This is a genomic window from Mesorhizobium monacense (genome assembly GCF_056781675.1).
On sequence record NZ_CM165567.1, the window covers coordinates 1220137 to 1246774 of the forward strand.

The 26638-nt window shown below is 63.3% G+C and carries 19 protein-coding genes and 1 pseudogene; 3 read left to right on the forward strand and 17 right to left on the reverse strand.

The features are described 5' to 3' along the window. Window positions 1–69 precede the first annotated feature (69 nt). From tssM (AC1RUK_RS05700) to tagH (AC1RUK_RS05710), 3 genes are all read right to left on the reverse strand, one after another. The gene (gene tssM / locus AC1RUK_RS05700) at window positions 70–3618 is read right to left on the reverse strand and encodes a type VI secretion system membrane subunit TssM (RefSeq protein ID WP_481836422.1); all 3549 of its coding nucleotides are present in this window, start codon (window positions 3616–3618) and stop codon (window positions 70–72) included. 25 nt (window positions 3619–3643) lie between these two features. Next, entirely contained in the window at window positions 3644–5146 is a 1503-nt protein-coding gene (gene tssL, locus AC1RUK_RS05705; protein ID WP_481836421.1) for a type VI secretion system protein TssL, long form, read from the reverse strand. A 320-nt stretch (window positions 5147–5466) separates the two neighbouring features. After that, a complete protein-coding gene (tagH, locus tag AC1RUK_RS05710) occupies window positions 5467–6510 on the reverse strand; it encodes a type VI secretion system-associated FHA domain protein TagH (RefSeq protein ID WP_481836420.1) in 1044 nt (347 codons plus the stop codon). Between the two features lie 289 nt (window positions 6511–6799). Here tagH (AC1RUK_RS05710) and AC1RUK_RS05715 point away from each other — a divergent pair, with 289 nt between their 5' ends. Genes AC1RUK_RS05715 through AC1RUK_RS05725 form a run of 3 tightly spaced genes read left to right on the forward strand, consistent with a single transcriptional unit; the run spans window position 6800 to window position 9904 of the window. Continuing rightward, window positions 6800–9127, forward strand: a complete 2328-nt coding sequence (locus tag AC1RUK_RS05715; RefSeq protein WP_481836419.1) for a type VI secretion system Vgr family protein — start codon at window positions 6800–6802, stop codon at window positions 9125–9127. A gap of 13 nt (window positions 9128–9140) precedes the next feature. Next, on the forward strand, window positions 9141–9563 hold the full coding sequence (locus AC1RUK_RS05720; protein WP_436172677.1) for a DUF6484 domain-containing protein: 423 nt from the start codon (window positions 9141–9143) through the stop codon (window positions 9561–9563). Continuing rightward, complete coding sequence (locus AC1RUK_RS05725) at window positions 9563–9904, forward strand: hypothetical protein (protein WP_436172676.1); 342 nt, start codon at window positions 9563–9565, stop codon at window positions 9902–9904. Before AC1RUK_RS05720 ends, AC1RUK_RS05725 begins: the two co-directional genes overlap by 1 nt. On the opposite strand, the gene AC1RUK_RS05730 is transcribed toward AC1RUK_RS05725, so the two are convergent. The 14 genes and pseudogenes from AC1RUK_RS05730 to AC1RUK_RS05795 form a co-directional block, all read right to left on the reverse strand. Continuing rightward, window positions 9905–10816, reverse strand: coding sequence for a hypothetical protein (locus AC1RUK_RS05730; RefSeq protein ID WP_481836418.1), 912 nt, complete (start codon window positions 10814–10816; stop codon window positions 9905–9907). It abuts the gene before it with no gap. 9 nt (window positions 10817–10825) lie between these two features. Beyond that, complete coding sequence (locus AC1RUK_RS05735) at window positions 10826–11797, reverse strand: DUF4150 domain-containing protein (RefSeq protein ID WP_481836417.1); 972 nt, start codon at window positions 11795–11797, stop codon at window positions 10826–10828. Further along, complete coding sequence (locus AC1RUK_RS05740; RefSeq protein ID WP_436172673.1) at window positions 11797–12816, reverse strand: beta-ketoacyl synthase N-terminal-like domain-containing protein; 1020 nt, start codon at window positions 12814–12816, stop codon at window positions 11797–11799. Before AC1RUK_RS05740 ends, AC1RUK_RS05735 begins: the two co-directional genes overlap by 1 nt. Then, entirely contained in the window at window positions 12813–13910 is a 1098-nt protein-coding gene (locus tag AC1RUK_RS05745; protein ID WP_481836416.1) for a DUF2169 family type VI secretion system accessory protein, read from the reverse strand. The genes AC1RUK_RS05740 and AC1RUK_RS05745 overlap by 4 nt, the downstream gene beginning before the upstream one ends. Continuing rightward, the gene (gene tagF / locus AC1RUK_RS05750) at window positions 13910–14437 is read right to left on the reverse strand and encodes a type VI secretion system-associated protein TagF (protein ID WP_481836415.1); all 528 of its coding nucleotides are present in this window, start codon (window positions 14435–14437) and stop codon (window positions 13910–13912) included. The genes AC1RUK_RS05745 and tagF overlap by 1 nt, the downstream gene beginning before the upstream one ends. Next, on the reverse strand, window positions 14434–17973 hold the full coding sequence (gene tssM / locus AC1RUK_RS05755) for a type VI secretion system membrane subunit TssM (protein WP_481836414.1): 3540 nt from the start codon (window positions 17971–17973) through the stop codon (window positions 14434–14436). The genes tagF and tssM (AC1RUK_RS05755) overlap by 4 nt, the downstream gene beginning before the upstream one ends. A gap of 1 nt (window position 17974) precedes the next feature. Then, on the reverse strand, window positions 17975–19303 hold the full coding sequence (gene icmH, locus AC1RUK_RS05760; RefSeq protein WP_481836413.1) for a type IVB secretion system protein IcmH/DotU: 1329 nt from the start codon (window positions 19301–19303) through the stop codon (window positions 17975–17977). Window positions 19304–19307: 4 nt separating this feature from the next. After that, window positions 19308–20642, reverse strand: coding sequence for a type VI secretion system baseplate subunit TssK (gene tssK / locus AC1RUK_RS05765; RefSeq protein ID WP_481836412.1), 1335 nt, complete (start codon window positions 20640–20642; stop codon window positions 19308–19310). 39 nt (window positions 20643–20681) lie between these two features. After that, entirely contained in the window at window positions 20682–21134 is a 453-nt protein-coding gene (gene tssJ / locus AC1RUK_RS05770; protein WP_436172667.1) for a type VI secretion system lipoprotein TssJ, read from the reverse strand. 2 nt (window positions 21135–21136) lie between these two features. Next, the gene (gene tagH, locus AC1RUK_RS05775; protein ID WP_481836411.1) at window positions 21137–22522 is read right to left on the reverse strand and encodes a type VI secretion system-associated FHA domain protein TagH; all 1386 of its coding nucleotides are present in this window, start codon (window positions 22520–22522) and stop codon (window positions 21137–21139) included. After that, window positions 22519–23587, reverse strand: a pseudogene (tssG, locus tag AC1RUK_RS05780) (type VI secretion system baseplate subunit TssG). The gene tagH (AC1RUK_RS05775) and the pseudogene tssG overlap by 4 nt, the downstream one beginning before the upstream one ends. Further along, a complete protein-coding gene (gene tssF / locus AC1RUK_RS05785) occupies window positions 23551–25425 on the reverse strand; it encodes a type VI secretion system baseplate subunit TssF (RefSeq protein WP_481836409.1) in 1875 nt (624 codons plus the stop codon). The pseudogene tssG and the gene tssF overlap by 37 nt, the downstream one beginning before the upstream one ends. Window position 25426: 1 nt before the next feature. Continuing rightward, window positions 25427–26185, reverse strand: a complete 759-nt coding sequence (gene tssE, locus AC1RUK_RS05790) for a type VI secretion system baseplate subunit TssE (RefSeq protein ID WP_481839565.1) — start codon at window positions 26183–26185, stop codon at window positions 25427–25429. After that, window positions 26172–26627: an Hcp family type VI secretion system effector gene (locus AC1RUK_RS05795; RefSeq protein WP_436172663.1), complete on the reverse strand. Its 456-nt coding sequence runs from the start codon at window positions 26625–26627 to the stop codon at window positions 26172–26174. The genes tssE and AC1RUK_RS05795 overlap by 14 nt, the downstream gene beginning before the upstream one ends. Window positions 26628–26638 lie beyond the last annotated feature (11 nt).

The window sequence follows — 26638 nt, forward strand, 5'->3', positions numbered from 1 at the left end:
AGAGTATCGAAATCAAGGCACGGAGGTCCGTGGACCGGGCAGGGTATCGTCAAGGGCTGAAAGGCCATCTCAAAACGCTTTCGGGCAGCTGAACGCGGAAAGGGCGGGAAGAAGGAAGGGGTTGGGTCCAGAGCCGGCCTGCAACGTATAGGCGACATCGCGTCCGCCGATCACGAAGCGCGCCTCCATATTGCCTTCGCTGCCGGTGATGGCCGCCTTGTCCAGCAGCCGCTTCAGCGCCCACGGACCGTCGAATTTGATGGCGGATTCGCGGCCCGGCATCTCCGGCGTGAGGCTGAGGCTGGCGGACGAGGACGCCGTGCCGTTCGGCCAGGCCACCGTGCTCGGCGTGTTGCCCGCCTGGCTGCTCTGGACGGTCTGTCCGTCGACGTCGAGCACCGCCGCATCGGCGTCGCCATGCAGTGAAAACGGCGTGAAGGTGATGCTGATCGAGGGCACCGATCCGCCCAGCGGGAAAAAGGCGGTGCGGATTTCCGCAGCCAGCTGGAAGTCCTTCAAGGTCGACTTCGAGAGGTCGCGTCCGAAGCGCGCATCCTGTTTCCAGCTCCAGTCCTGGCCGGTCATGTCGATCAGCGAAGCGAGATTCTGCGCGAAGAAGCGGTCCATCACGCCGCCCGGCGCGAACAGTTTGGCAAAATCCGCCATCGCAATGTCCTCAGTGCCATTGCTGGCAAAGGGATAGCGGCCGTTGACCACCTCCTCGCAGGGCTGCGTGACCGTCTGTTCGAGCGTCTGGTTCAGATTCGCCACCGAGGTCTCGGTGACGTTGCCCTCGAACTCGTCGGCCGTCGCATTGACCATCCGGGCAAGCTGCTTGGGCAGACGCGAGACATTGGCGCGCAGCGTGGCGATCTGCAGCTGCAGGTTCGCGTTGATGTGTTCCGTCTGCGAAGGGACGTCGGCCGCCAGTTTCAGACTCTGGTGGATGTCACGGAAATTCTGGGTCAGCGCATCGATCGGGCGGCGCCCGGCAGGGCCGCTCACCAGAGCCTGGAACGACCTGAACTGCGCCTCGATGTTGGCGCCGGGATGCTGGCCCTGTGTACCCGCGGCCCCCGTGCCGGCGCGGCTTTGCGATTTTCCGCTACCGATCTGTAAGCCGATGCGAGACAGGCCCCTGGCGAAATCCGCAGTGTCCTGCGGCTGGTTTCGAGCCGCGCCTGCGTCGGCCTCGCTGCCTGGGTCAGGATATCGGGTCAGAGCCGTTTCGTCGGCGATCGCGGTAAAAAGACGGTCGATCGGCGAGCCTAGCGATGAGGCAGCGGACAGCGCAATATAGTTCGGCTTGTCCTTCAGCATCGCCTTGAATCTCAGTTGGTCGAGAATGGCGTTCCATGCCGTGGCGAATTCCTTGCCGTAGCGGTCGAGGAGTTCGGGGCCGAGCTTGAGCAATTCCTGGTCGATGCCACCCTGCTCGCCGCCGCCACCCAGAACCCATTGGTCGTCGACGAGCATCTGGGCAATGCGCGAGAGCTGCCCGAGGTAGAAGTCGGTGAAGCCGGCATGCGTGTAGAGACCGGGAACGCGAAGATCCGACAGCTCGCTGCCATCGATGCGCTCGAACAGCAGCTGTGCTTCCGGGCCGGCTTTCGCGGCTACGGAAAAATCCTGCAGCGCCGCTGCGTAGATCGCCGATTTGATCAAGGCCGTGGCACGATCGGCAAGGCTCATGCGTCCGAGCGAGCGCTGCGCGGCTTCGACCAGCGGCCGGTTGAGTTCGAAGACCGGATCATAGGCGTCGTCCAGCGCAAGCATGGCGCGCAGATGCTTTTCGAGTTGCGCCCGTCCCTCGCGGTTGTTTTCGCCCGGATACCGGTTCTGCTCCCAATCCTGCCTCATCCAGGAAACGATCAGCTCATCGTCGACCTTCGGCGCCTTGCCGCCCAGCATCAGATAGATTTTCAACGGTTCGTAGAGCGCGGCAGGATCGGCCATCTTGGCCTGGATCGTGCGCTCGGCCTGGATGAGCAGCCGCGAGCGGAAGGTTCGTTCCAGCGCCTGCCGGTAGGCCGCCTTTGATGCCGAGAGCAGTCTTTCGCGCTGGCTGAGGCCGAAGGTTTCCTCGACTGGTGCCGGCACCTCACTGGTCTCATACCCTGTAGGCAGGTTGCGTAGCTGGTCGAGGGGGCCGATGACGTTTTCGAGGTCGACATCGGTAACCGTCGTGCTCTTGAGCAGCGCTTCCGCCGTCTGGCGATATTGGCTGATGGCCTGCGCGGTGGAGCCGATCAGCGATCTGTTGGCGGTGAAGCTCAGCGCCAGCGTGCCAAGAACCGCGGCCGCAATCAGCGCGATCGCGCCAAAGCCGCCATATCTGGCGATCGCCGCGCGTCGCTCCGCCGCCCTGTCGTAGGAGACCCAGCCGGACTCGGCGAAAATGACGTCGGTCAGCAGGTCATGCAGAAAGAAGCTCTTGCCGGTGCCGGAAAGATGCGCCTGGGAGCTGCTGCCGAAACTGCGGCCGATCGTGCCCAGCAGCTGATCGATCGGTGTTCCCTCCTGCGTGCCCGACGAGAAATAGAGGCCGCGCAGGGTGACGTTCACCTGGCTGCGGGCCGGATCGAATATGCCGGTGACAAACCCGGCAATCCGGCTCCTCAGCGCGGCGAATTGCGCCGGAAAGCCGAAGATGGCGATGCGCGCGACCGGATCTGCCTCTTCCTGGAGGCGGTCGGGGATCTCTTCCGCCAGGTGACTTGCCAGGTGGTCGAATTCCGCGGCGGCCTCGCCGGCCATGTTCCTGTTGCGATCCGCTGTCTGGAAAGTCGCACCCCAGACCTTGCGCCGGCGCGCTTCGTCGAAATCGCCGAAATAGTCCATGAAGCCGGAGACAAGATCGGCCTTGGTGAAAAGCAGATACACCGGAAACTGGATCTTCAGTGTCTCGTAGACTTCGCGCAGACGACTGCGGATCTCCGTGACATGGGCTTCGAGTTTCTGATCGTCGAGGCTGATGAGATCGGCCAGACTAATTGCCAGGATGACGCCGTTGATCGGTTGCCTGGTGCGGTGTGTCTTGAGCAGCGACAGGAAGGCGAGCCAGCTGCTCTTGTCGCGTTGCGCGTCGGACTCCTGCATCGTGTAGCGCCCGGCGGTGTCGATCAGCACGGCCTCGTCGGTGAACCACCAGTCGCAGGACCGCGTGCCGCCGACGCCGGCCACCGGCTGGGCATCGCCCGAACCGGCAAGCGGAAACTTCAGGCCCGAATTGACCAGCGCCGTGGTCTTGCCTGCGCCTGGCGGGCCGATGACGATGTACCAGGGGATCTCGTAGAGGAAATTGCGCTTGCCGCTCGACCGCTTGAGCGTCTCGATCGCCTCGTTCATGCGCGCTTCGAGCACTTGCGAGTCGTCAATCCTGTCGCGGCTGCCGGCAATCGCGGTTTCGAGCGCTTTTTGCGCCTTTCGCCTTTTCCAGAAACGCCAGCCCCAGGAGAGCGCCGCGATTGCCACGATCACGCTGATGATCGTCGCGCGCAGCCAGACAGGACCCAGCGGGCGGGTATCGGCGAAACGGATCAAGGGCCCGGCAAACCACACGGCGGCCGAAAAGCCGGCCAGCGCGAGGATGCTGACTATCCGCAGCAGCCAGCCCATCAGCGGCGCCTCCAGCGCGGCGCGCTCACAGTGTTTCCTCGCGCGGGATCATCACGTCGACACGGCGGTTCCTGGCGCGGCCTTCCGGTGTCGCATTGTCGGCGATCGGCTCGTCTTCGCCCTTGCCGTCGACCGTGATCCGCGAAGCGTCCTTGAATTGCGGTGCGATGATGGTTTCGACGGCCTTCGCCCGGGCGACGGAGAGGTCGAAGTTGGATTTGAACGCGCTCGATTTGCGCGGCTTCACGTTGTCGGTATGGCCGACGATCCTGATTGGCCCCGGTTCGGCGCTCAGGGCTGCGGCGATGTCTGCGGCAATCGCCATGAATTCGGGCTTCAATTCGGCCTTGCCGGGCTGGAACAACACCAGATTGTTAATTTCGATGACGATGAAGTCGCCCTTCGTGCCGACGCTTAGGCCGCCGCCCTCGACTTCCTTGGCCAGTGCCGCGCGGATGCGGTCGAGCTGGGTGGTGACGGCGGGCGGAGCGACTTTCACCGGCTTGGTCAGCGGCGCCACGCTGGCGCGCTCTATGGTGATCGGCCTCGACGGATTGAGCGCCAGCAACTCGCCGGCGAGCGCGTCGCCCTCATTGGTGATGACGACCCGCAAGGCGAAGAATGCCGCCGTCAGCAGTGCAGTCGCGGCGGCGGCAACGGCCCAGAGCGGCAGCCGCGCGGAGGGCTGCGCCATCGTCGCCGCCAGGCCTTGCCAGTGGGGCGATATATCCTCGCCGTCACGCGGCTTGAAGTAGCGAAGCGTCTCATAGACGTCGCGCCGGACGCGTTCGAGATTGTTGTCCTCGCGCGGCAACCCCCGATACTGGCCCTCGAACCCGAGCGACAGGCAGGCATGCATCAGTTCGAGCAGGTCGTAATGCGTTTCCGGCTTGGCCAGGACCTTGTTCAGCGCCTCGTAGAAGCCGGTACCGGTGGGTTCGACATGGAAGAAACGCGACACCATGCCGTGCCGCGCCCAGGTCTCCTCTTTGGGCCAGGGCAGGTTGCCGACGAGATCGTCGACGGTTTCGCAAAGAGCAAATTTCGCGATCCGCGCATCCTCATTGGCGACGCCGGATTTCTCGATTGTCCGGCCGAACTTTTCGATCGCTTCGGCGATGTGTTCGGCCAGCGGCTCCGCCTGCCTTTCGACCGGGATAAGCCTGAACTGGCCAAGCAGCATCAGCAAGGGTGCCGCCGCGGCGAGGATCGGGTTTTGGGCCGCATATTTGACGCTGTCGGCGGCATCGATCAGCACAGCCTGCTGCAAGGCAGGCGCAGCCGCGGAAGCGCCTATTGCGCCTGCCGCTCCGGGTGGCGCCCCTTGATAGATCACAGTTCCGGATGTCCAGCCCACCGGCGCATGGCTGCCGACGCCTGGATCGAAGACCGTTGATTGCTTGACCTGCGCCGGCTGCCCGCCATCGGCGCCGGGTTCCTGGGGAACCGGCGCCGGTTTGCGCTCGCGCCGCGGCGCGCGAATGACGGTCTTGCCCGCGGGGCCGAAAGGATCGTCCTTCGAGCTCATTGCCGATCCGCTGCGCGGCACCTGCGTTCGCGCCAGATCGGCGCGAAACGGTCCCTGGTCAGGTGCAGGAAATGCGGCCTCCGCTGACGAGGGCAGTGTCCGGAGGAAGATTGGCTACAGAACGCTATCCCGCCGTAACATGACATTTGCCGCAGACCCCCAGGTCAATCAGCCGTACCCGCTTGGCGAACTGTCGTATGTGATCGTAATCTCAGAGATCGTCGATGGGAAGGACGCAGTAGGCCGAGGAGATTGTTCTTCGCCTGCCGGGCGTCTGGCATGGTTTCCGGGATCTTGCGACAGGGTTGCAAATTGCCGGTCTATTTCTGCTTGTCGGCCTTGGCATAGGCTTCGCTGAAATAGGCCAGGAACACATCCAGCATGCCGTTTTCGTGGGCTTCCTCCATGGTCCGCCATGTCGCGACAAGGGCATCCCAAGCCTGGCTTTTCTTCGACGTGAACGAGGTAGGAGGCAGCTTCCTGGCCACTGCTTCTGGCGACAAATCGTCAAGCAGCCGGGAGAGCGCCGCCTGCATGGCGGTATAGGTGGCGAATTCATGCGTCTTCAGATCGCGGAAGGCGTCTTCGATGCTGTGCCGGGCGTCGAGATAGCCGGCCCTGCGCCGCGCGAACATGATTTCAAGGATGTCGTCGGTTCCAGGCACGAATTTCAGGGGATTGTTGTCCGTGGCGCTGATCATCGTGCGGTGCATGCTCTTGGCCAGGATTTTCGCGGCCGCGCGGGCTTTCAGCAGCATCGCCAGTTCCTCGACCACCGTGCGCAGCACCGCGCCGATCTCGGCGGCAACCTCATGTGGATCACGCGATTGAAGCAGGTCCGGCGAGATGCCCGCCGCGATGGCAATTTCGCGCAGCACCTCGTCTCTTGTCGAGGGGAGGGACACGGGCTGCAGCGACGGTGCCGCCACCGGCGCTCGCTCCGCCGGGCTGAAAGAAGGCCTGTCCGCGAAATCCAGCGGCCGGCCCGTTGGGCTCGGCATTTCCCGTTGCGTCGAGCCATGGCCTTGAGGATGACCGGTCGCGGCGCGCTCGTCGTCGATCGATACGAAAATGACATAGCGGCCGATCAGCAGCCGATCACCATGACCGAGCCGATGCGGGCCGGCCATGCGCTGGCTCGATCCGTTGATGAAGGTCCCGTTGCGCGAGACATCGTAAAGCCAGAACGCACCTGCCTGGTAGCGGACCTCGCAGTGCCGGCCGGAGATGAACTTGTCCGGGTCGGACAAGGTCCAGTCGCAATTTTCGCGGCCGATCTCGAAACTGCGATCGCGGGCAGCGTAGCCGGTCGAAATGTCGGCGGGCAAGGCGTCGACGTTATTGATCTGGAGACTGATGAACATCCGAACTAGCCGCAGACCGCTGATTGATACTTCGCCATTCTAGCAGCTTGTGAGCATGGCGGGACAGCCGCGTTTCAGCCGGTCGATCGCTCGAGCTTGTTATCGGTTTCAAAACGGCTTCAGGGCAAGGTTCGGGCGCTGCTTCTTCTTTTGGTCGGCGGGAAAACATATGGTAGGTTGAACAAGGCCTTGTGTGGCGGCCCAAGAAGCTTCCGAACGTGATGCGCTTAACATAGCGGGAACTTCAAATCCTTCACACTGGCGGCCGCGTCCTGGAGGGGCACGACCCATGCCGAACGAACGTGCCACGGTTGTGCAGACGCCGGTTGGCGCCGAACTGTTGACGTTTACCCATCTTGTCGGGCGCGATGAGATCAGCCGCTGTTTCGCCTATACGGTGGGTTTCGTCAGCACCAGCCACGATGTCGACCCGCTGAAGATGCTGGGAGGCGCCGTTTCGGTCGAAGGTGAATCCGATCCGAAACGCTGGTTCAGCGGGCTCATATCCGAGTTTCGGCTGACCCGAATCGAGGACCGGCTGGCCTATTATGAAGCGGTCGTCAGGCCGTGGTTCTGGTTTCTCGGCAACACCACCGATTGCCGTATTTTCCAGAAGAAAAGCGTCCCCGACATCGTCAAAGAGGTCTTCAACGAATCCGGCATCGCGGATTTCAGTCTGCGCCTGCAAGGGTCTTATCCGCCGCGCGAATACTGCGTGCAATATGACGAGACCGATCTGGATTTCGTGCAGCGGCTGCTCGAGCATGAAGGCATCCTGTATTTCTTCGAGCATGACGACGGCAAGCATACGCTTGTGCTCACCGATGCGATGAGCAAGCTGAAACCGGCGCCGGGCTACGAGAAAGTGCCGTATCATTTCGAAGGCCAGGGCTCGCGGCGCGACGTCGAATACATCACCGATTGGATTCCGGGCAGTTCGGTGCGGCCGGGCGCCTACGTCCACACCGACTATGATTTCGAGAAGCCGGGCGCCAGCCTCATGGCCAAGTCTGCGCAGCCGTTCGGTCACAAGCAGGCCGCGGGCGAGAATTACCGCAACCCCGGTGCGCATCTCGAATTGGGGCGGGGCGACAAGCTGGCTGCGATCCGGCGCGAGGAAATTCAGGCCGTTCACCAGCGCATTTCAGCAGTTGGAACGGTGCGCGGCCTGTTTTCGGGCTGCACGTTCAACCTGGAAGGCTTTCCGCGCGAGGACCAGAACCAGGAATATCTGGTGGTCAGCGCCGAATACAGGCTGTTCGACCCCGGCTACAGGGCCCTTGCCGACGTCGGCAGCGAGAACTTCAAGGTGATCCTCGGACTGGCGCCGACCGCCGTGCCCTATCGTCCGCCACGCATTACGCCGCGGCCGATCATGCGCGGGCCGCAGACGGCGACGGTGGTCGGCCCATCCGGGCAGGAAATCTTCACCGACAAATACGCGCGGGTGAAGGTGCAGTTCCATTGGGACCGCCTGGGCAAGAAGGACGAGAACAGCTCCTGCTTCGTGCGGGTCTCGCAGACCTGGGCCGGCAGCAACTGGGGCTTCATCCAGATACCGCGCATCGGCCAGGAGGTCATCGTCGACTTTATCGAGGGCGACCCCGACCTGCCGATCATCACCGGCCGGGTCTACAACGCCTCGCAGATGCCGCCCTACGGGCTGCCGGGCAACGCGACGCAATCCGGCTGGAAGTCGGACTCTTCACTCGGTGGCGGCGGCTACAACGAGCTGATGTTCGAGGACAAGGCCGGCTCCGAACTGGTCAACTTCCAGGCGCAGAAGGACCACAAGCTCCTCATCAAGAACGACCGCACCAAGTTGGTCCAGCACGACCAGTCGGACCGCATCGACCACGACGCCAAGCACTCCGTCGGCCACAACCTCGACGAGGACGTCGGCAACAACAAGACCGTCAAGGTCGGCGTCGACCAGACGACGAATATCGGCAACAACGATACCGAGACAGTGGGCGTCAACCGCTCGTTGACGGTGGGCTCGAACGAGACGATCGGCATTGGATCGAATTCGACGGAAACGATCGGCATCGCGCACACGCAAACGGTGGGCGCGGTACAAACGATCACCGTCGGCGCGGCTAGGGTCGACAGTGTCGGAGCATCCGAGACCCGAACCGTGGGTGGCCCGCAAGCGAATACAATCGGCGCCTCGCGCTCGGTGACGGTGGGAGCAGCGCAGAGCCACGACATCGGGGCAGCGGATAGTTGGAACATCGCGGCGGCGCAGAGCGTGCAGATAGGTGCCGGCCAGACGATCAAGATCGCCAAGGATCAGGGTAGCGATATTGGTGCGGGGCGCTCGGCCAAGATCGCCAAGGATGACGTGACTGAGGTTGGTGGCAATCGTGCACTCAAGATTGCCAAGAAGAGTTTGGTGGAAATTGGCGAGGATGGCGGGATCAAAGTCGGCAAGACTTTGTCGATCGAGGCTCGCGACGCAATCGTTATCAAATGCGGATCGGCTGCGATCGGCATGAAGAAGGATGGGACGATCACCATAGAGGGAAAAGACATTACCATCATCGGATCAGGTGAAGTCGAGGTAAAGGCGTCGAAGAATATCACCATGAAGGGCAGCAAGATTAATCAGAACTAAGAGACGGTGCAGAATGGCTAGGACGGTAGCGAAAATTGAAGGCGTCGTAATCGGGATATTTCTAGGATTTGATGAAGGCGCCCCGCTGGTCGTTTTTCCCGGCAACCCGGAGCTGACAGCCCTTCCGGCGCGCAGCCTCACTGAACTGACATCTTCCATGATCGGCTCGGAAATCGCGCTGCTGTTCCAGGGAGGCGACCCACGAATGCCCTTGATCGTCGGGCGTATTGTCGATCCTGTCCGCAAATCGTCTGGGCGGGTCATTCGGGACGGTGAAAGTGTGCACATCAATGCCGACGAACGGCTTGAGCTGCGTTGTGGCAAGGCTTCCATTGTCATGGAAAAGGACGGTCACATAACGATTCGCGGTACCTACCTTGTCAGTCACGCAAGTGCATCGAACCGCATTCGTGGCGGTTCGATCAATTTGAACTAATGCCCGTTCCGGTGCTTCGCGAGATCGTGCGCCAGCACGCGGAGATGGCCGCCTTCCTTTGGACCGTCTACGATTACCATTTGCTTCATCCGGAAGAGAATCCCGACATGGATGAAGATCGCTTGGCGCGATTGATCGAGCGGCTGGAGGCGCACCTGGACGGCTTACGCGTCGCGGGAGATTTTGGTCGCGAGATAGCTGAAGAGCGATTGGCCGAATATCCCGAGGCAGGCGAATTGTTTGTCGTCAGGATGCTTCAGCCCACGGTTCAACCGATTGCTGTCACCCAGCTCGATATTGTGACGGTGCGGAAATATTTGGCGGCCAATCTGCCGCGTTAATTACTGGATCAATCGAAGGTCGGTGCCGTCGTAATCAAGTTGTAGCGAGTTCCATTTCTTGCCGTCGAAGCGCCAGGCAATGCCGCCTCCGACAAGATAAAGATATTCGGCGTCCGAACGCATATCCCAGCCAGTACCGGCCGGGTGGAATTGGACGAGCTGGTTGCCTTGCTCTCGGTAGATGCCAAACTCGCTGTCACCCCAATATATCTCACCCTGAAACTGGTGAACGCAGAAAAATCTGCTCTTCGGTGCCTCTAATTCAATCATCTCCTCGTTTACCACGCGGATACATGTCCCATCGTTCCCGCAGGCACGAACAACGCCGTCCGGCGTTACGAAAACGCCCCAAAGATCGTTTTCGATGGGCAGATCGATTGCCTGCCATCTGTCTTCAGTCAGCCGCTGCAGGGTTCCAGCCTGCCCTACGCAGTGGATGAGGTCACGCCGTGGTCCGTGAACGTCACGCAAGCGATGCGGGCGATCGGGTTTCAAGGCCGACCAGGCATTTCCGTCAAACGCCCACGACTGCCCTTTGTCTCCAACCAAGAGAGTGAGACCGTCATCGTAGGACCACACGCGTTGCATCAAATTCTTTGCAACCTTCGTCGAAATCCAGCCGCCATTGCGGTAACGCCAGACCACCCTTCCCACCTCAAGGGCAAAAAGGTTGGCTAGGCTTGGGGAGGTGAGGGATGCAAGCCAGTCGGCCACTTTGAAGGTTTGGCTCTGTGTTCCGGGGGCGAAACTACTCACTTCGAAAACGACGGAATAGGCAACGTCATGATCCTGCGTCCCCAGTTCGAAGAGTAGGGCGCAGTGGTCACGTCCAAATGGAACAATCTGCATACATTGCGCGTGGTAGCGCGGATCCCGTAGGATAAGTTCAATGTCGTCGGTGAATTTGCTCACGGGTAACTCCTACCGGGTCATGGCTCTAACGTCTTTGATGCTCACGGGCGGCTTGCCGGTTGCTTTTCTGTGCTCATTGATTTTTTCCTGAATGTGAGCAAGGAAAACTGCGACCAAACAGGCTGCTACTCTTGCTTTCTCCGCAGCGGATTTGCCGGCCATATTCTCATGGTTTTCCGCCGACGCCTCTGCGCAGGTGTCCGTGAATTCACCTAAGTTTGGATCATCATTTTTCAGGCTGTCACGACAGACCTTACTCTTGTCGTAGTGGTCCGTTCCGGTGGTCTGGCCATTTCTGATGCCACTGGGTTTGCTGTCGCCCTTGGTCCATTTGGAGTGCATGCACAGGCAGGGCGCGTCGTCGCATTTATAGTTTTTAAACTTGGCCTTGGTTTTGTTGCGATTGCCCGAGACCGCCATGAATTGATTTTCCACATAGTGCTCCGACCATTCCCCTTTCTTGCTATCACATGGGCTGTCGCCATGGCGGTGAAGAACCATGTCGTTTCGGGTCAGGATCGTCTTGCATGAGACGCCATCCACTTCCCACTGCGCCGCATGCACCATGGGTGGGGTGTTTGCTTGCGGGGAAGCGTGGTTGTTCGTCGCAAGATCCGTATGGCGAACAACTGGTTCGCCATCGAATTTCACGTCGCTTGACCAGGAATTGAAGTACTCCTTGCCGGTATTCTTGGAAGTTATGACGCCCTTCTTTGCAGCGCATCCAGCCTCCGTGCCCGATGTCTTGGTCAGGTAGGATTGGTTCTTGATGTTGACGGTCTTGTTGGCGATTTTGACCGTACCTGTTCCTTTGTCGGTGTCCGACGCGAAGCCAAAACTCGGGTAAGGGACCGGTACGCCCGGCGGCGTAGCGGGATTTTCTGGTGGAGTGAAGCAGACGTCCGGAAACGCCCCCAAAGTCTTTGCGTCGACGGCTTTGCCGGAGATTTCCAGACTATTGGCAAAAACGTTCGTCGACATCAGCTTGCAACCGCGAAAATGGCGGCGCCGCAAGCGCCACCGTCGCTGGAAGCCTCGATAAGAACTGGATTGCCCTTGTCATAACCTTTCCGGACTGCAGTCCATGCCATTCCCATCATCATTGGCACGACCGCCGCGCCTACATTGCCGACAAATTCGGTTGGCGACCATAGATCCTGGAAGGCATCGCGCCCTCGGATCAGTCGCAACGACGCCAATGCGGTCTGCTTGAACCAGTATTGCTCGCCAACGAGATCGGAGATCCGGTAGCCAAGCCTGTTCATTTCGATGCCCGTCTGGTCCAGCGCGGCGCGGTAGGCAGTCGTCATGCCGTCGCCTCGAAGAGGACGATCTTCCTTGTTATAAATTGTGGCAAGCTCACGGGCCAAACCGAGCCCAGTCAAGCGTAGCGTCCTGTTGCTGCGTTGCGACAACAAGACTGCCGCAGCTGCTTCGCCTGGGATGAAGCCGTTTGGATTTTGCGGCGCAAGGACGCGGTTCTCGCCGATGTAGTGGCGGATGGTCTCGGAGGTTAGGTAGCTGTCGACGCCCACGATCATGATGTAGGGCGTTTCGCCCGATGCGATGAGGCGTCTTGCTTGCTCGAGAGCGACATGGCCGGAGGGGCGACCGTGCGCAACGACCCTGGAACGCGAATAGGCCTCGATTTCCACGATATCAGCGATGCGTCGCAACAGATTGGAGGCATTGCGGACTGGATTACCTGGCCGACCTTCTTCACCGATGCACAGGATCAGCGCCGTTTGACCGCGCGCCTCAGGAGCCTTGCTGAACGCTTCGACGATGGCCCCCGATGCAAGATGTGCGATGCGCTTCTCCGCGATCCAGGTTCGCGGCAACGGCACTGGTGCGCCGATCAGCCAGCCGCCACGCGGACCACGAAACCGTGTCTCTTGGAACCCGTCTAGTTTGGCACGCATAGCAGCACACGACGATGGGGCGTCGAGCCCCACGGCCGTAACCATGCCGATCGAGACGATTTCAACCGACCCGGTCATGCGTTGCTATCCGTAGGTATTTTCAGGTTGGCGCGGATGTATTCCTTGCCTCTGTCCATCGCGCGCAACATCGACTCGCTCGGCGGGCCGACCCAGCACTCGGTAAACTCCAGGATCGTCCGCTGGATCCGATGCGAGATACGCCAGACCAATGAAAGCCGCCGGTTCTCCGCATCGACAAGGATCGTATCCGGCAACACACTTCCATCGAACACCCGATGCTGCTGTTTGAATAGCGTCATTGAGAGCCCAGTCGAAGGCAGACGAAAGCCCAGCCGACCTTCCGGTGTAAGATTGATGAGTTGCACGTCTTCGCCGCCTCGGGGCAGGTCGATCTGCTGATCCGGCGGCGCCATCTGGAAATAGCGCTCGTCGAAGTCTGGCGGCAGGAACGGAAAGATGTTGGCCACCCAGTTGTCGTCGTAGGTGCCGCCATATTCGATGCGGCCTGGCCAGCCGCGGCCCATCGGGCCGAAACTCATGGGCTTGTAATCGCCAAAGGGCGAGCGAATGTCCTCGCCGACCGCTTGCGTATTCGGCAGCCGCAAGCCGGGAATGAGGCGCTGGTTCTTCGTGCGTGACCAGCCGGTTCCGACCGGGTTGTATTTGTAGCTGGCGGGTAGTTTGTCCTCCGGGTCCAGCCTGTCAACGCCGCCCCAGGCAACGTCGTAGGAGATCGGCAGTTTCAGGAAGGGTTGCGGCGCGGTCGCAGTAAAGACCGGGCCGATGGAGCGCCATTCGCGGTGGCCGACAACCTCGAAGAGCTTCGACCAATTGCCCACCTTGATGCCGACCGGCACGCGCTCGGCTGGCCTGCCGTTTGGCGCATAGGCGCAGCCGTTGGCAATCACATCGCAGCGCGGCTTGCGAAAGGCGAAATCAGTCTCCCAATGCGTCGCCGAATAGCCGGGCTCGCCGGTCTGCGTGTCGGCCATGACCAGCGGCACTTGTTCCGCCGATTTCTGCACCAGGCCGCCTGGCGTCGAGGGGAAATCGAATGTGCCCTTCACCACCACGACGATCCACTCATGGCCGGCCTTGTCCATGCCCATGGTGAATTCGTGCGGATACCCCATCTGGTTCCAGATCTGCATCAGCTGGTCTCCACGCTGGCGGCGAAGATCTGCTCCAGCGTCACTTCTGGCGACAGCGGGTCGATGTCGAAGATGTCCGAGCGGCTTGTCCACATGACCAGATCACTGACAACCTCGTCGCCCGGCTCGACAGACGGCACCGGCAATGCGGACAGTGCTGCATCCAGTTCGTCCGGCGTCAGCTCGCCCTGTTGGGCGGCGACCGCCGTGTCCTCGATCCTGGCGAACCATGCATCGGCGTGAGCCAGTTGCAAGGAAGCTTCGGAGAGCTGCGCGACAACACTCAATGGGAATTGCCTGCCGACCCTGTCGGCGCTCTGCAGAACAATACCTGCCGATGCGCCGAAAGTGGCCGGGCCGGCTAGAAAGCGCAGCGCGGTGTTGCGCGGCCAGGAGTCCGAGCCGATCAGCGGGACGAGATGCTGCGCCAGCCAGCGGTCCCACACGCGAACAAACTCCCCCGTCAGCCGCCGCGTCACGAAATCGCCGGTGGCGGGCATTTTGCCGTAGATGCCAGGCAGGATCATATCTGTGGCGGACATGTGAATTTCTTGAACATTTCCAGGTTGTAGGGGTTCTCGACGCTTGCCGCCTTGAGCTCGAAATCGGCGTACATGCCTTTCGTGCCGAGCCGCAGGCTGTAGACGTCGGACAGCGAGGTTCCGGTGAAACGGCCGCCCTTCAACATCCTCAGCCAGGCCCAGCTGCCGGTCTCGTTGAGCATGATTTCGGGCGAGCCGTCGATCGGCTGGAAGGCGAGCGAGATTACTCCGGTGCCGTCCTTGCCGGGCCAGGTCATCGGTTGCGGCCGCGTCGCGTTGTTGTAGTAGACGAGGCTCTGGCCATCGAGATTGAGCGTCACACGCGTGACGTTGGGAGACAGGTCCTTCGGTTCGAGCGTGAAGCTCATCACCGGACCTGTGCCGCCGGGGAAAAGGTCGTCGCGGATGCGCCTTGCCTGTTCGAATGCCGCCAGCGCCGCAGGGTCGAGGCCGAAATCGGCGCGCCATTTCCATGGCTGGCTGGCAGTGTCGACATAGCTGATCAAATGGTCGTTGGTGAAGGCGTCGATCAGGCCGGCCGGCCCGAACAGGCGGGCGAAATCGCGGACATTGACGTCCACCGCACTCTCCGGGCTGAAGGGATAGCGGTCGTTGAGCGCCGCCTGGCAGAACGGCAGGATGTCGGCGCGCCAGATGGCGTTGAGCTCCGAGGTGACCGCCTTCTGCGTCAGGCCGCTGGTGTCGCCGGCGATGCCGCCGAGCCAGTCGTCGATCGGATCGGGCAGGATCTGCGCCTGCCTGGCGACCGCTCCGGTCAGCTCGGCCAGTCCACCCTGCTTCTTGATCGCGTCCTGCGGGTCCGGATTGGCGGTGACCGTCTGCAGCACGTTGGACAGTGCCGTCAGCGCCACCACGGCGGCGTCGAGCGCCGGCGGCTGGCCGTCGACCTCGGCGATCGCACCCTTGAGCGGCTTGAAGTGTTCGGCCACCAGGCTGCCGGTCAGGTCCACCTGGTCGGCGGAGCCGGCACGCGGCAGCAGCTTTGCGCCTGTCTTCACGACTTTGCCCAGCTTGCCGAGCTTGCTGAGCAGTTTCGAGCCGCCCTTCGCGGCCGCCTTGTTATCTCCCGCGGGCGCCTCATCCGACCGGGTCAGGTCGGTCTCCTGCATCACCGCCGTCAGCAGCCGCTTCAGCGCGGAGTCGGCGCTCGAAAGGTCCTTCAGGTTTTCGCTGGCGACATTGAGATCGCTCAGAGGTGCCAGCCTCATGTCGCGCAGGAAACTGTCCCATTGCGCGATGTAGTCGTCGTAGTAGAGCTTCAGAATGTCCTCCGACAGTGCCGAGACCGAGGTTTCGGAATTCTCCGAGCAGCCGCCGGCGAACACCGCGCGATCGAGTGCGGCCTGGGCGGCGACATCCTCGACCCGGTCGAGAATGGCATCGTGGAAGCCGGCATAGGTGAATGCGCCGGAAACGCCGACGCGAAGCGTCTTGTCGGAACGGCGGGCAAAGACCTTGGCGCCGTTGGGGCCGGCGAAATTGGCGGGGATCCATTCCTTGACCGCGGCCACTTCCGGGTCGGCCAACAGCTGCTTGTATGCGCGCTGCGGCAGCGAAATCGTGCACACCGTCTTCAGCGCTTCGGCGACCAGAGCCTTGTCGGGCGCTATGTAGTTGTCGTCGACCGCCATGCGGCGGATCGCGGCAAGCTGATGCTCCTCCGCATCAGTGGTCGGAAAGGGCGGCGCGGGCGCGAATTCGGGCAGGCTGTTCACCCACCAGTTCTGCGCGAAATCGGCATCCATCTGCGACAGGCCGGTCATCATGCGATAGGTCTTCAGCGCGCCGAGCATGAAATCCGGATCGCGGATCTGCCGCCACATCGTCGCCTCGAGCAGCGCCACCATATGCGGCTCCAGCACGTTGCGCAGCGCGTGGTCGTAAGTGTCGTCCTGGGCCCGCACCAGTTCCGCCGAGGCCGAAGGGCCAAGCAGATCCTGGACTGCATCCGGCGGCGCCGTGCGCGCGGTCGCGACCTCATCCATGGCGCCGAGGGCACCGTCGATGGCAGGCTGTTCCACCGACGGCGGGTTCGCGCCGGCCGTGGTCAGCGGCGCCTGCAGCGCCTCGAACTGGCCGGCCTGGGCCGTGATCGCATTGCGGTTGTCAAAGTAGGACCAGGTGAACAGCCCGCCGGCAAGCAAGGCCGCCGCCGTACACGCGGCGGCGGCGCCGCGCCAGATCCAGGTGCGGCGGCGCTGCGCCAGCGGATCGAAGGTACCGAGACCGGCCTCCTTGAAGATGACCTCGGTCAAAAGGTTCTTCAGGAAGAAGCTGCGTTTTTCGACCCTTGGCGCGGGCATGGCGCGTCGCGGCGGCAGACCGAACGAGGACGACAATGCCGCGGTCAGCCGGTCGATGGGTGCGCCTTCCTGGGTCGCCGACGTCAGATAGAGGCCGCGCAGCCAGGCGGCTTCTTCGTAGCGGCTTTCGCCGAACATCGCCTCGATCAGCACCTGGATCGGTTCGGAGAGGCTGGCAAGCTGGGCGGGAAAGCGGAAGATCTCGGCGCGCGAGGCGAGCTTGTCCTCGTCCTCCAAGCGCGGCACCAGCCGCCGCTCGAGTTCGGCCGCGAGCGTCGTGATTTCCCGTTCGATCATCTTGGCGTCGACGCGTGCATCGAGCGCGAAGGTCGTCCCCCACACCTGCTCGCGCGAGGCCGTCGACAGGCCGCCGAAGAAAGGCTCGAAGCCCTTGATCAGGTCGGCCTTGGTCAGCATCAGATAGACCGGCAGCCGGATCTCGAGCCGGTCGTTGAGTTCGGCAAGCCGGCGCCGGATCTTGCGGCCATGTGCCTTGATGGCTTCGTCGCCCTCGGAAAGCGTGTCGATCGACAGTGCCACGATGACACCGTTCAGCGCGCGACGGCCACGGTGCTTCTTCAGCAGGTCGAGGAAGCCCAGCCACTCCGTCGCATCGACGTCGGGCTGGCTTTCCTGCTGGACATAGCGGCCGGCGGTGTCGATCAGAACCGCGTTCTCCGAGAAGAACCAGTCGCAATTGCGGGTGCCGCCAACGCCTTGCAAATCATCGGTCAGGTCGATCGGAAAGGTGAGCCCGGACTGCCTGAGCGCCGTGGTCTTGCCGGTGGCCGGCGGCCCGACGATCACATACCACGGCATCTCGCGCAGGAACTTGCGCCCGCCCAGCTTGCGCCGCTTCAGCTCGGCCATCACCTCGGCGAACTTGGCGCCGACGGCGGCGACGTTTTCTTCGCCGGGGCCGAGCGGCTTTTCCACCACGGGCGCCGCGATCTCGGCGACGAACAGGCGGTTGGCGCGGATGGCGCGGCGCTGGGCAACGATCAGCCAGATCAGCCAGAAGATGACCAGCAGCGCGATGATGACGATACGCACATTGTCCGAGGCGAACGGCTCATAGGCGCCGACCTTGACGATCGGGCCGAACACCCAGATCACCAGCGAAAGCAGCGTGATGCCGATCAGCGTCCACAGCCAGCGCGATGTCAGGACCGCCCAGAGGAAGCGCAGGATGAACATGTCACAGCCTCTTCTCGACCAGCACCTCGACGCGCCGGTTCAAGGCCCGACCCTCGCGCGTGCTGTCGTCGGCCACCGGATCGGTGGCCGCGCGGCCTTCGGAACGAACGCGGTCCTGCGGCACACCGTTCTGCACCAGCATCTCGGCAATGGTCGCCGCGCGCTCTTCCGACAGCCGCTGGTTGGTAGAGAGCGGGTTGGATCTCTGCAGGGGAATGCTGTCGGTGTGGCCGACCACGGTGATCTTGCCGATCAGCTCCTGATTGGCGAGGATCACCGTGGCGATCGACCCGATCAGCGGTTCAAAACCTTCCGTCAACGTCGCCCGTGACGACTGGAACAGTTCGGGGTTGGAGGCCTGAATGACCAGCTTGGCCAGCGAGACGCTCTCGGTGCCACTGAGTGCCTTCTTGAGGTCGGCCGGCGCGCCGGCCTCGAATTCCGGCAGCAACGCAAAATCCACGGTCACCGCCTCCGGTGGCGGTTCGTCGACTTTCGGCGCAGCGCGGGTGATGTCGGCGCGGCTGGGCGGCGGCAGCGCGCGAACCAGCGCCGAAAGCTCGACCGCCTGGCTGCTCAGTCCCATCGACAGCCCGACATGGATTGCGGTGGCGATGACAGCAGCGCCGAGCGCCATCACCCAGATCGGGACGATGAAGCGCTGCGGCTCGTCGGAGGCGATCACGCCCTTCCAGTTTGGCGACAGCGGCGCGCCTTCGGCGTCGGCATCGCGCAGGAAGCGTGCCGCCGCCACGCGCACAGCATTGATCGAGCGGTCGCCCGAGCGGCCGGGCACGCGGTATTTGCCGCGGAAGCCGAGCGCCAGGCAATGGTATTGCAGCTCCAGCAGTTCGCGGTCCCGGTTCGGGTGGCGTTCCAGCTCGTCGAGACGGGTGAAGAACTGCGTGCCGGCATCGACGTCGCCGCGCAGCATGACCACAAGCGGCTGACGCGGCCATGCGCTGGCGCCGCCCCATGGCGTGTTCAGCGCCAGGTCGTCGAGCAAGGCCGCCACCACCCACGCCGCCTGATCGGCCCGCTCCATCGACGACCCCGCCGCCATTGCCGTGTCGCGGGCGCGAACCAGTTCGTCGAGCAGCCGGGTGCGCAACGCTTCCGGGTTTTCCGGCGGCAGCGCGCTTTCAAGTTCGGGCGCGAATTCGAGCAAGGGCGCGAATGCGTTGACGAGTGCATTCGGGTGCGCACGCGCGCGCTTGACCGGCGCACCCGGCAGCAGCGGCGCCATCGGCCGCGGCATCGGCGCGCCGGTCAGCCGAATGCGGGTGCGTTCGCGATCCTCCGACAGTCCGAAAGGATCATCCCGGCTCATGATCTCACCTGTTCACCGAATAGCAGTCCACCTGCGGCTCGCTCGGCAATACGCCGGAGACGCCGATGACGAAGCCGGGAGCGTCGAGCAGCGATGCCCAATGCTCGCTCTTCTGGTCCAGCTCCAGGCAGAGCCGGTCGCCGTCGTAGGGGATTTCGCGGGGCTGCGAATGCAGTGGCTTCAGCGGAATGCCCGGCAGGCGCGATTTCCACAGACCCTCGAACTGGTCGGCCGAGCCGACGGTGGCCTGATTGACGAATATCTTGCGCAAGGCATCCTCCGACAGCTCGGAGCCGACCCGGATGACGATGCGGCTGGCGACCAGCAGCTTCGGGTTGTCGATGCGGATTTTCCAGACATTGGTCGAATGCCGCATGACGGGCAGGGCGCGCGATTTCGGCTCGATGTAACGCAGGCTGAGGATGAGCGAGCGCAACGCATCCGCCAGCGCCGAATAGGCGGGGCCGGGCGCCATGTGATCGTAGGCGGGCAGTTCGCCCAGCCGCCGCGCGCTCGAGCCATAGGTCGCCATCGAACCGGCGAGACCGGCAAGCTCCAGGTAAAGCTCTGCCGGATGGAAGACATCCTGCGCCAGCATGTGCGCCAGCCGCGGGCGCGCAGCATTGGCGAGGTTGAGCATCAAGAGGTCTTCGACGCTGCGCCCCGGTCCGCCCAGCACCATCTTGCCATGCGCCTCGGCGATCTGGTCTAGGCCGGTGACGACTTCCAGAAGCAATTGCCGGTACCAGGCCACGGCACCCGTTGTCAGTGTCGGCGGCAGGAACGTCTCGTCCAGCGAGACGCCGCCATCGGCCCGCACCCCTTTGACGTCGGCTATGGGCAGAGCAGTGTAGCCACCGACCGATTTGCCGGGGGCAAGCAGCAGCGCCTGCGGGCGGGCGATTTCGATTTCTTCCGCGTCCGATCCGCCCTGCACGGCGTCGCGGACCGAAACGATCCGCCCGTGATAGCGTGCCCCGGCGGATGGCGCGTGCGCCGGGTCGAAGCCGACGCCGCCGGCAGGCTCGAGCGGCAGGGCGACCAGAACGGCTCCGGCACCGGTGTCGGCGGTGACCGGCAGCGGTCGCGGCGCGTCCATCAGATCCGGAATGGAGAAAGGTGTGCCGTCCGGAAAGATGCCCCGCGCCGACAGGATGGACACCTGGCCGGCATCGAGCAAGGCCTGGTCCAGCGTCAGCTGGGTGAAGCCGAACGTATGCAGTTGCCCGGCCTGCAACGCGCCGCGCACGGTCGCCTCGAAGAACCGGTCCTGCTGCTGGAAATGCTGGGTCCGCAGAAAAAGCCCTTCGGACCACAGCACCCTGTTTGCATCGCTCATGCCGCTACTTCCTGCATTGAGCACCCCTTGCCCTGGCCGCTAGGCAGATATGCCGCCGCTGCCAAGCGTGACGTTGACGGTGAATTTCGACCCGGCCGAGACCGACTTGGTTGTCCGCCAGTTTCGTCCGCCAGGCTCGCGAATAAGGGCAACGAAGCCCAAGGCAGCCGCGTCCGGCTCGACGGTGATGGTTTTTGACGCGGACTTTCCCGGTCCGACGGACATCTGGTCGGATCCGATGAGATCGCCGGCCAGCGCCGAACCGGCATCGCCCTGCAAGGCAAAATAATCGGCCGAATTAAACTTGCCGGTGCTGCGCAGCCGCATCACCAGGACCGTCACCGGCCGGTCGCCGCCGCCTGGTCCCGGGTTCATGCCGGCCGCGCCGGTCAGGTTGACCGTGATCACGGACGGTTTCGGCGGGCCGCTCTGGCAAGCCGCAAGCAGCCCGGTCGCACCCAGGGCAATGACAAATTCGCGTCGATCGATCATGTCTACTCCTCCTCATATGCGTCACGAAAATCAGCGCCGATTTCGCCAAGGAAGCTCTTCTCCGCGCTCTCGGCGATTTCACGATGGCGTTTCTGGTAAAGTTCCCACAGCTTGGCGCCACGCCCGCCCGAAAGCAGGGTGCCGATCGCGGAATTCGATTTCAGCTCTTCCTCGATCATCGCCGGGTCGAAGCGGTCGATCATCTGGCGCAACGCTGCCTGCACGCCGCGCCAGGCGCGCACGTGATGCTGCGCAAGATCGCGGACCGCATCGGCGATCGCCGCTTCACCGGCAAGAAATCCGGGGCTGCGCTCGGCGATAATGGTCACGATCGCGTCGTCGACCGTCGGCAGGAATTTGAGCGGATTGACCTCTGAGGCGCCGACCATCGTCTGGGCGACGCGGGCATTGCCCTTTTCCTCGGCGCGCTTGCGCAGAAGCTGCATCAGGCCTTCCATCATCAGCCGGTATTCGCGCCCGAATTTCTCCATTTCGGCGATGGTGTCGCGTCCTGGGAAATCGGCTTCCTCGACGCCCATTCCGCGCAGGAATGCGCTGCGAAGCGCCATGTCCTCCTGCGGTGCCGCTGCCGGCGGGCGGGCAGGCCGGGAAGCGGCGGCCTGGCGGGGCGGGGGAGGTGGCTCCGGCGCCTGCACGGGCAAATCCCACGGGTTCGTCGGTTGCGGCCGTTCGGCGGCGTGCTCTCGCTGGCCGCCTGGTGAGGCGCCGTTTGCCGAGACGGATGGCTCGGCCGGTCCGAAGCCGAAATCGTCCTCGAATGCCGGCGGCTTCGGCGAAGCGGGCTCAGCCGCGCCGTTGAGCGATGGCAGCGGGTCGAGGCTGAACGGGTCGTCGAAGGCCGGGGAATTGTGCTGGTCCGTGTTGGCACGCTCGAAGGCGCCGGGCACCGGCTGCTCGAACGGGTTCGGCAGATCGGCCGGCCGCGGCCGTCGCGGCTCCTCCTCGGTCCTGGCCGAGAAGAAATCGTCGTGGCCGATGCTCACCGGCCCGCGCGACGGAGGCGGCGACCGTTCCGGCATGGCCTGGCTGGCGGCGGGCGAGGGGCCGGCCGGTGTCTGCAGATCGACATGCAAGACATAGTCGCCCAGCCGCAGCCGCATGCCGCTCATCAGACGCGTCGACTTGCCGGTGCCAAGCGGGCTGACGGAATCGTTTATAAACAGCCCGCTGCTCGACGTGTCGGTTACGAAATACCCATCCTGCCCACCAGTGATCTTGCAATGGGCACGCGAGACGAACATGTCGGGATCGTCGATTTGCCAGCCCGCGTCCGCACTGCGTCCGATCACCAGCTCACCCTCGTCCAGCCGGGTCTGCCGCACCGCCTGGGTGCGTGGGCCTTGCTCCAGCGTCAGCAGCAGACTCATGCCGCGACCTCCGCCATGTCCGGCCGCCATCCGACGATCGTCCGCAGCCGCAGATCGTCAGCATCTCCCCTTTCGGCGGGCCGCGCAAGCCAGGCGGTCCGGGCGAGCTGGACGGTTCCGATACGCGGTGGCGGCACTGCCTCGCGCGCCAGCACGATGCGCAGGTCGACGTCGAGCGTTTCCCCGATCATCTCGCGAACCGCCTGCTTGAACAGTTTCAGACGCTGGCCACCCGGCAGGAACGCCTTGAAGTCCTGAAATCCGAGCGGGCCGACGCGCAATTCGATCCGGCTCTGGCGGCTGAAAACGCGCGGGCCGATCGTCGCCCCGCGACCCAGCGCCGCGTGGGCCTTGGCCACGCGGGTCTGGAATGCCGCCGGTATGGTGATCCAGACGGCAACGAACTCCTTGATCTGGACCGGCACCTTGAACGCTTCCGCCAGGAATAGCGTCAGCCGCTCCGGGCCGTCGACCTGGCTGGCCAGAGATCCGGCCTGGCGAAGCTTCACCGTGTCGAGATCGGGATCCTGGGTGCCGGGAAGTCCGATCCCCGCCATTGCCTGGAGCATGGCGCGGACGCGGCCACCGACAGCGCGTTCGACCTGCACCGCCGGATGCGCATCCGCCCATGCCCGGTAGTAAAGGGCGATCATGCGGTGCTGAAGAATGTTGACGAAGTCCACGAACGTCGTGTCGCTGGTCTGCTGCGCCTCGGCGCCGGTGAACCAGCGCTGCGACAGACGATCGAGCACCCAGCGTGTCAAATGCAGCGGCATGGGCCCCTCAGGTCCCAACAGGCCGAGATTTGCCACCGTAACCCGCGCCGGTGCCTTGTCGTCCGCCTCGCGGAAACCAACGACATCCCTGGCGGAGAAGCTGAGACGCACATGCTGTCCCAGCCTTGCCGGCTCGCGGGCCGGCTGGCCGGAATAGCCGAACAGGCCGCCCTTCTGTTCGAGTTCGGCGCAACAGCTCGAAGAAGTCGAACGCCTCGGACAGCCTCCCGGCCTGGTCCGGCTCGACCTTGTCTAGATCAGGTAGCGATTGCCGGGCGTCATCGGCCATGGCACATCCTCCTGCTTCTGCAACAGCCGCGTGCGGGTCCGCACAAAGCCGTTTATGCCGGCGTGACGGGCAAACAGCCGGGCAAGCAGGCCCGAAAGCAGCAGCGTGCTTTGCCCCGCCAGGACCGACTGGTCCACATGCAACGTCACTTCCGTGCCGCGTCCGAAACACATCGGCCCGTCGATCTGCAGCCGTTCGATGACCGGGCGCGAGTCGATGCGGACGATCGAATGCACGTTGCGGGCGAGGCTCGGATCGCCGCGGTCGGCATAGAGATCAAGGAGTGCGTGCAGCGGGTCGATGCCGCGACCTTCCTTGGCAAGGCTGAGGAAGTTGAGCGCCAGCTGCGCCACCAGCCGCCAGGCAAGATTGTCGGTCCGGGATTCGCCCTCGGCGCCGGCCGGCAGTGCCGCGGGGATCGCCGGCTGCGGCGGGCGCAACGCACCGAGCAGCCTGACCGTCTCTACCGGATCGGCGGTCTCCAGGGTCAAGGTCGGGTTGTCGTCCAAGATCGGCAGATCGCGATTGGTGCAAAGGGCCTTGATGTCGAGCCGCTTCAGCGGCCGGTTCGCCGGGCTTGCGACCGGACGCGAAACCGCCAGGAACACGTCGTCGCCCGTGTAGGAAGTGCGGGTCAGGCCGTCGCGCCGTTCATCCTCGGTCGCCCGGCGAGGGCGCCGTTCGGTCGAGTAGACCCAGCCGCTGCCGCGGTTCTGCCCCAGGCTGAACAATTCGGGGATTTCGGCGTCGTTGCCTTCCGTGTCGGCGTCCTCGACGCGGGTGACCCGATAGATTTCGAAGTCCCGCGCCCTTGTGCGGTCGGCGTGCAGCACCTGCCGCGTCTTGCGCGCATCGAGTTCGATGACGTTGCACTCTCTTTCGAAGAGATTGATGATCGGTGTCGCGAAGAGTTCGAAGTCCGCCGGTGCCAGGTCGGCAAGCTCGGGCACCGGGCGCCGGAACAGGAAGATAATCTCGATCCCGGCCTCGCATTTGCGCACGACCGGCTGCAGCCCTGAAACGCGCACATAGTGGAAGCGCTCGGGCATCATGAAATATTCGCGCAGCAGGCGGTAGCCTTCGAATGTCGGACGGGTGCGGGGCATCAAGGCTTCGTCGTCGCCGATGCCGACCATTTCGGCTTCGGGCAGGGGCGATATCGGATTGGTCTTGCCTTCCGCGCGCGCGCCGAGCGCCGAACAGGCGCCGAAGATGGCGTCAAAGATCAGCGGCGCCTTGGTGCGCCCGGCAAAATAGAGATCGAGCCGGTCGAGTGCCAGTTCGTTGAGCTTGCCCTTTCCGGTGCGGGCCAATGCGATGCGCAACGCCGCCACTCCGGCAACGCCGCCGACCGGCCCGATGCCGGCCGCCGCCAGTCCGCTTCGATCCTGGAAATAGCTGACCGAAGTCACCGCGATCGGCCATAGCGTGACCTCCTGCCCGGTGGTGAAGGTGCAGCGCGTCGACAGGCCGGGTTGCAGGCTGGAGACCAGCCGTGTGCCCCGCTTGACGACATGGCCGGCAATCATCGACTGGACCTGCTGGCCGGGTTTCAGCACCGCCATCGCCGTTGCCGGCGCCGGTGTGACCAGATCGGGATAGAGGACGTCGAGCACGCTGCGTGAAAACCGCGAGCGTTCCGCATCGACCTTGAGCCGGGTGCGCGCGGCAAGGAAGGCAACGCCATCCAGCAGCCGCTCGACATAGGGGTCGGGGCAGGGGACCGTATCGAGCGAAAGATTGCGCGCCACCGCCGGATGCATGTCGGCGAATTCCGCCGCGAGCGCACGGATGTGGGTCAGTTCCTCCTCGTAATATTCTACGAAGACCCGATCCATCTCAGCTGTCCCTAAGCTCGGTCCGCGCCAGGCCGTTGTCGAGATTGACGGTGGTGCGCAGCCGCATCCGTTCCGGCGTCGGCGTCATGATCAGCACGGCGTCTATCTCGATCTTCAGGCCTGCGGTCTTGTCGCCAAGGGTGACCGTGACCGTTGTCGCGCTCTCCTTCAGGCGCGGCTCGAACGTGGCAAGGACGGAGCGGATCTCGCGCGCCAGCACATCGCGATCGAAGTCCCGCGACGAGCGGCCCGAGAAAGAGGGCACGCCATAATTGACCACGCTGCGGCGCACCTCCGGAAAATCGGCGAGCGACGGCGGGTTGTCCGCGGCCTGTTCGTTTTCGAGGTCAGAAAGAAGCGGCGTGGCTTCGAACCGTTCGGTGTTGAACAAGGCCTCGATATCGCGCCGCACGGCTTCTCTCAGCACGCGCGCCGACACCACCACGCCGCGGCTTTCGATCTCCGCGCGGTGCTGGGTCTGGAAGACCAGCCGGTGCAGACGCCGTTTCTGGTCCGGCGTCAGCTCCGCGTCGGCGTCGATGTGCCGCGCACTGCCCGTAACGAGCGTTTCCACCCGGTCCGCGCCAAGATCGTCCAGCAAGACCTGGCGCAGCCCGTCTATTTCGGATGCCAGGCCCGGCAGGTCGTTGACGAGGCGGTCCCAAAGAGAGGGCTGGACCGCCTCGCGCTTCGCCCGTGAACTGCCGGCCTGTGGTTTTTCCGTGCCGGGACGCTTTGCGCGCGTCTCACTTGCCGACATAGACATCCATTTCGATTTCGTCATCCTTGTCGTAGACGAACTTGATCTTCTTGTAGGCGAAGCTGACCTCCTCCTCGATCAAGTCTTCCTCGTCCTCAGCCTGCGACATGTCGTATTCCATGACCGAGGCGTCGGTGAGGGTAACGACCAGGTAGTCGCTGGTCTCGCCGTCGATCGTTCGGCGGGCGGAGAACACGACTTCGTCCAGCGCCTTGTTGTCGAACAGCGCCTTTTTCAGATAGGGCGACGCCTTGTCGTAGTGTTTGGTGAACTTGATCATGCCCATGGACACGCGGCCACGGCGTGAGAGCGAATTCGGGTCATAGGGTGCGACCATCTTGTAGTCGACGCCATGGATTTCGATCTCGTCTTCATGGCCGTCGCGCGTGCTGGGGCCCTTGATATCCGGAACTTTCAGAAAACCATCGATTTTCACTGGCATTGTCTTTCTCC

Bases quoted from the DNA above. Each gene is read 5' to 3' on its own strand.
- tssM (WP_481836422.1), bottom strand. From the start codon at position 3,618: ATGGGCTGGCTGCTGCGGATAGTCAGCATCCTCGCGCTGGCCGGCTTT.
- tssL (WP_481836421.1), bottom strand. From the start codon at position 5,146: ATGAGCTCGAAGGACGATCCTTTCGGCCCCGCGGGCAAGACCGTCATT.
- tagH (WP_481836420.1), bottom strand. From the start codon at position 6,510: ATGTTCATCAGTCTCCAGATCAATAACGTCGACGCCTTGCCCGCCGAC.
- AC1RUK_RS05715 (WP_481836419.1), top strand. From the start codon at position 6,800: ATGCCGAACGAACGTGCCACGGTTGTGCAGACGCCGGTTGGCGCCGAA.
- AC1RUK_RS05720 (WP_436172677.1), top strand. From the start codon at position 9,141: ATGGCTAGGACGGTAGCGAAAATTGAAGGCGTCGTAATCGGGATATTT.
- AC1RUK_RS05725 (WP_436172676.1), top strand. From the start codon at position 9,563: ATGCCCGTTCCGGTGCTTCGCGAGATCGTGCGCCAGCACGCGGAGATG.
- AC1RUK_RS05735 (WP_481836417.1), bottom strand. From the start codon at position 11,797: ATGTCGACGAACGTTTTTGCCAATAGTCTGGAAATCTCCGGCAAAGCC.
- AC1RUK_RS05740 (WP_436172673.1), bottom strand. From the start codon at position 12,816: ATGACCGGGTCGGTTGAAATCGTCTCGATCGGCATGGTTACGGCCGTG.
- AC1RUK_RS05745 (WP_481836416.1), bottom strand. From the start codon at position 13,910: ATGCAGATCTGGAACCAGATGGGGTATCCGCACGAATTCACCATGGGC.
- tagF (WP_481836415.1), bottom strand. From the start codon at position 14,437: ATGATCCTGCCTGGCATCTACGGCAAAATGCCCGCCACCGGCGATTTC.
- tssM (WP_481836414.1), bottom strand. From the start codon at position 17,973: ATGTTCATCCTGCGCTTCCTCTGGGCGGTCCTGACATCGCGCTGGCTG.
- icmH (WP_481836413.1), bottom strand. From the start codon at position 19,303: ATGAGCCGGGATGATCCTTTCGGACTGTCGGAGGATCGCGAACGCACC.
- tssK (WP_481836412.1), bottom strand. From the start codon at position 20,642: ATGAGCGATGCAAACAGGGTGCTGTGGTCCGAAGGGCTTTTTCTGCGG.
- tssJ (WP_436172667.1), bottom strand. From the start codon at position 21,134: ATGATCGATCGACGCGAATTTGTCATTGCCCTGGGTGCGACCGGGCTG.
- tagH (WP_481836411.1), bottom strand. From the start codon at position 22,522: ATGAGTCTGCTGCTGACGCTGGAGCAAGGCCCACGCACCCAGGCGGTG.
- tssF (WP_481836409.1), bottom strand. From the start codon at position 25,425: ATGGATCGGGTCTTCGTAGAATATTACGAGGAGGAACTGACCCACATC.
- tssE (WP_481839565.1), bottom strand. From the start codon at position 26,185: ATGTCGGCAAGTGAGACGCGCGCAAAGCGTCCCGGCACGGAAAAACCA.
- AC1RUK_RS05795 (WP_436172663.1), bottom strand. From the start codon at position 26,627: ATGCCAGTGAAAATCGATGGTTTTCTGAAAGTTCCGGATATCAAGGGC.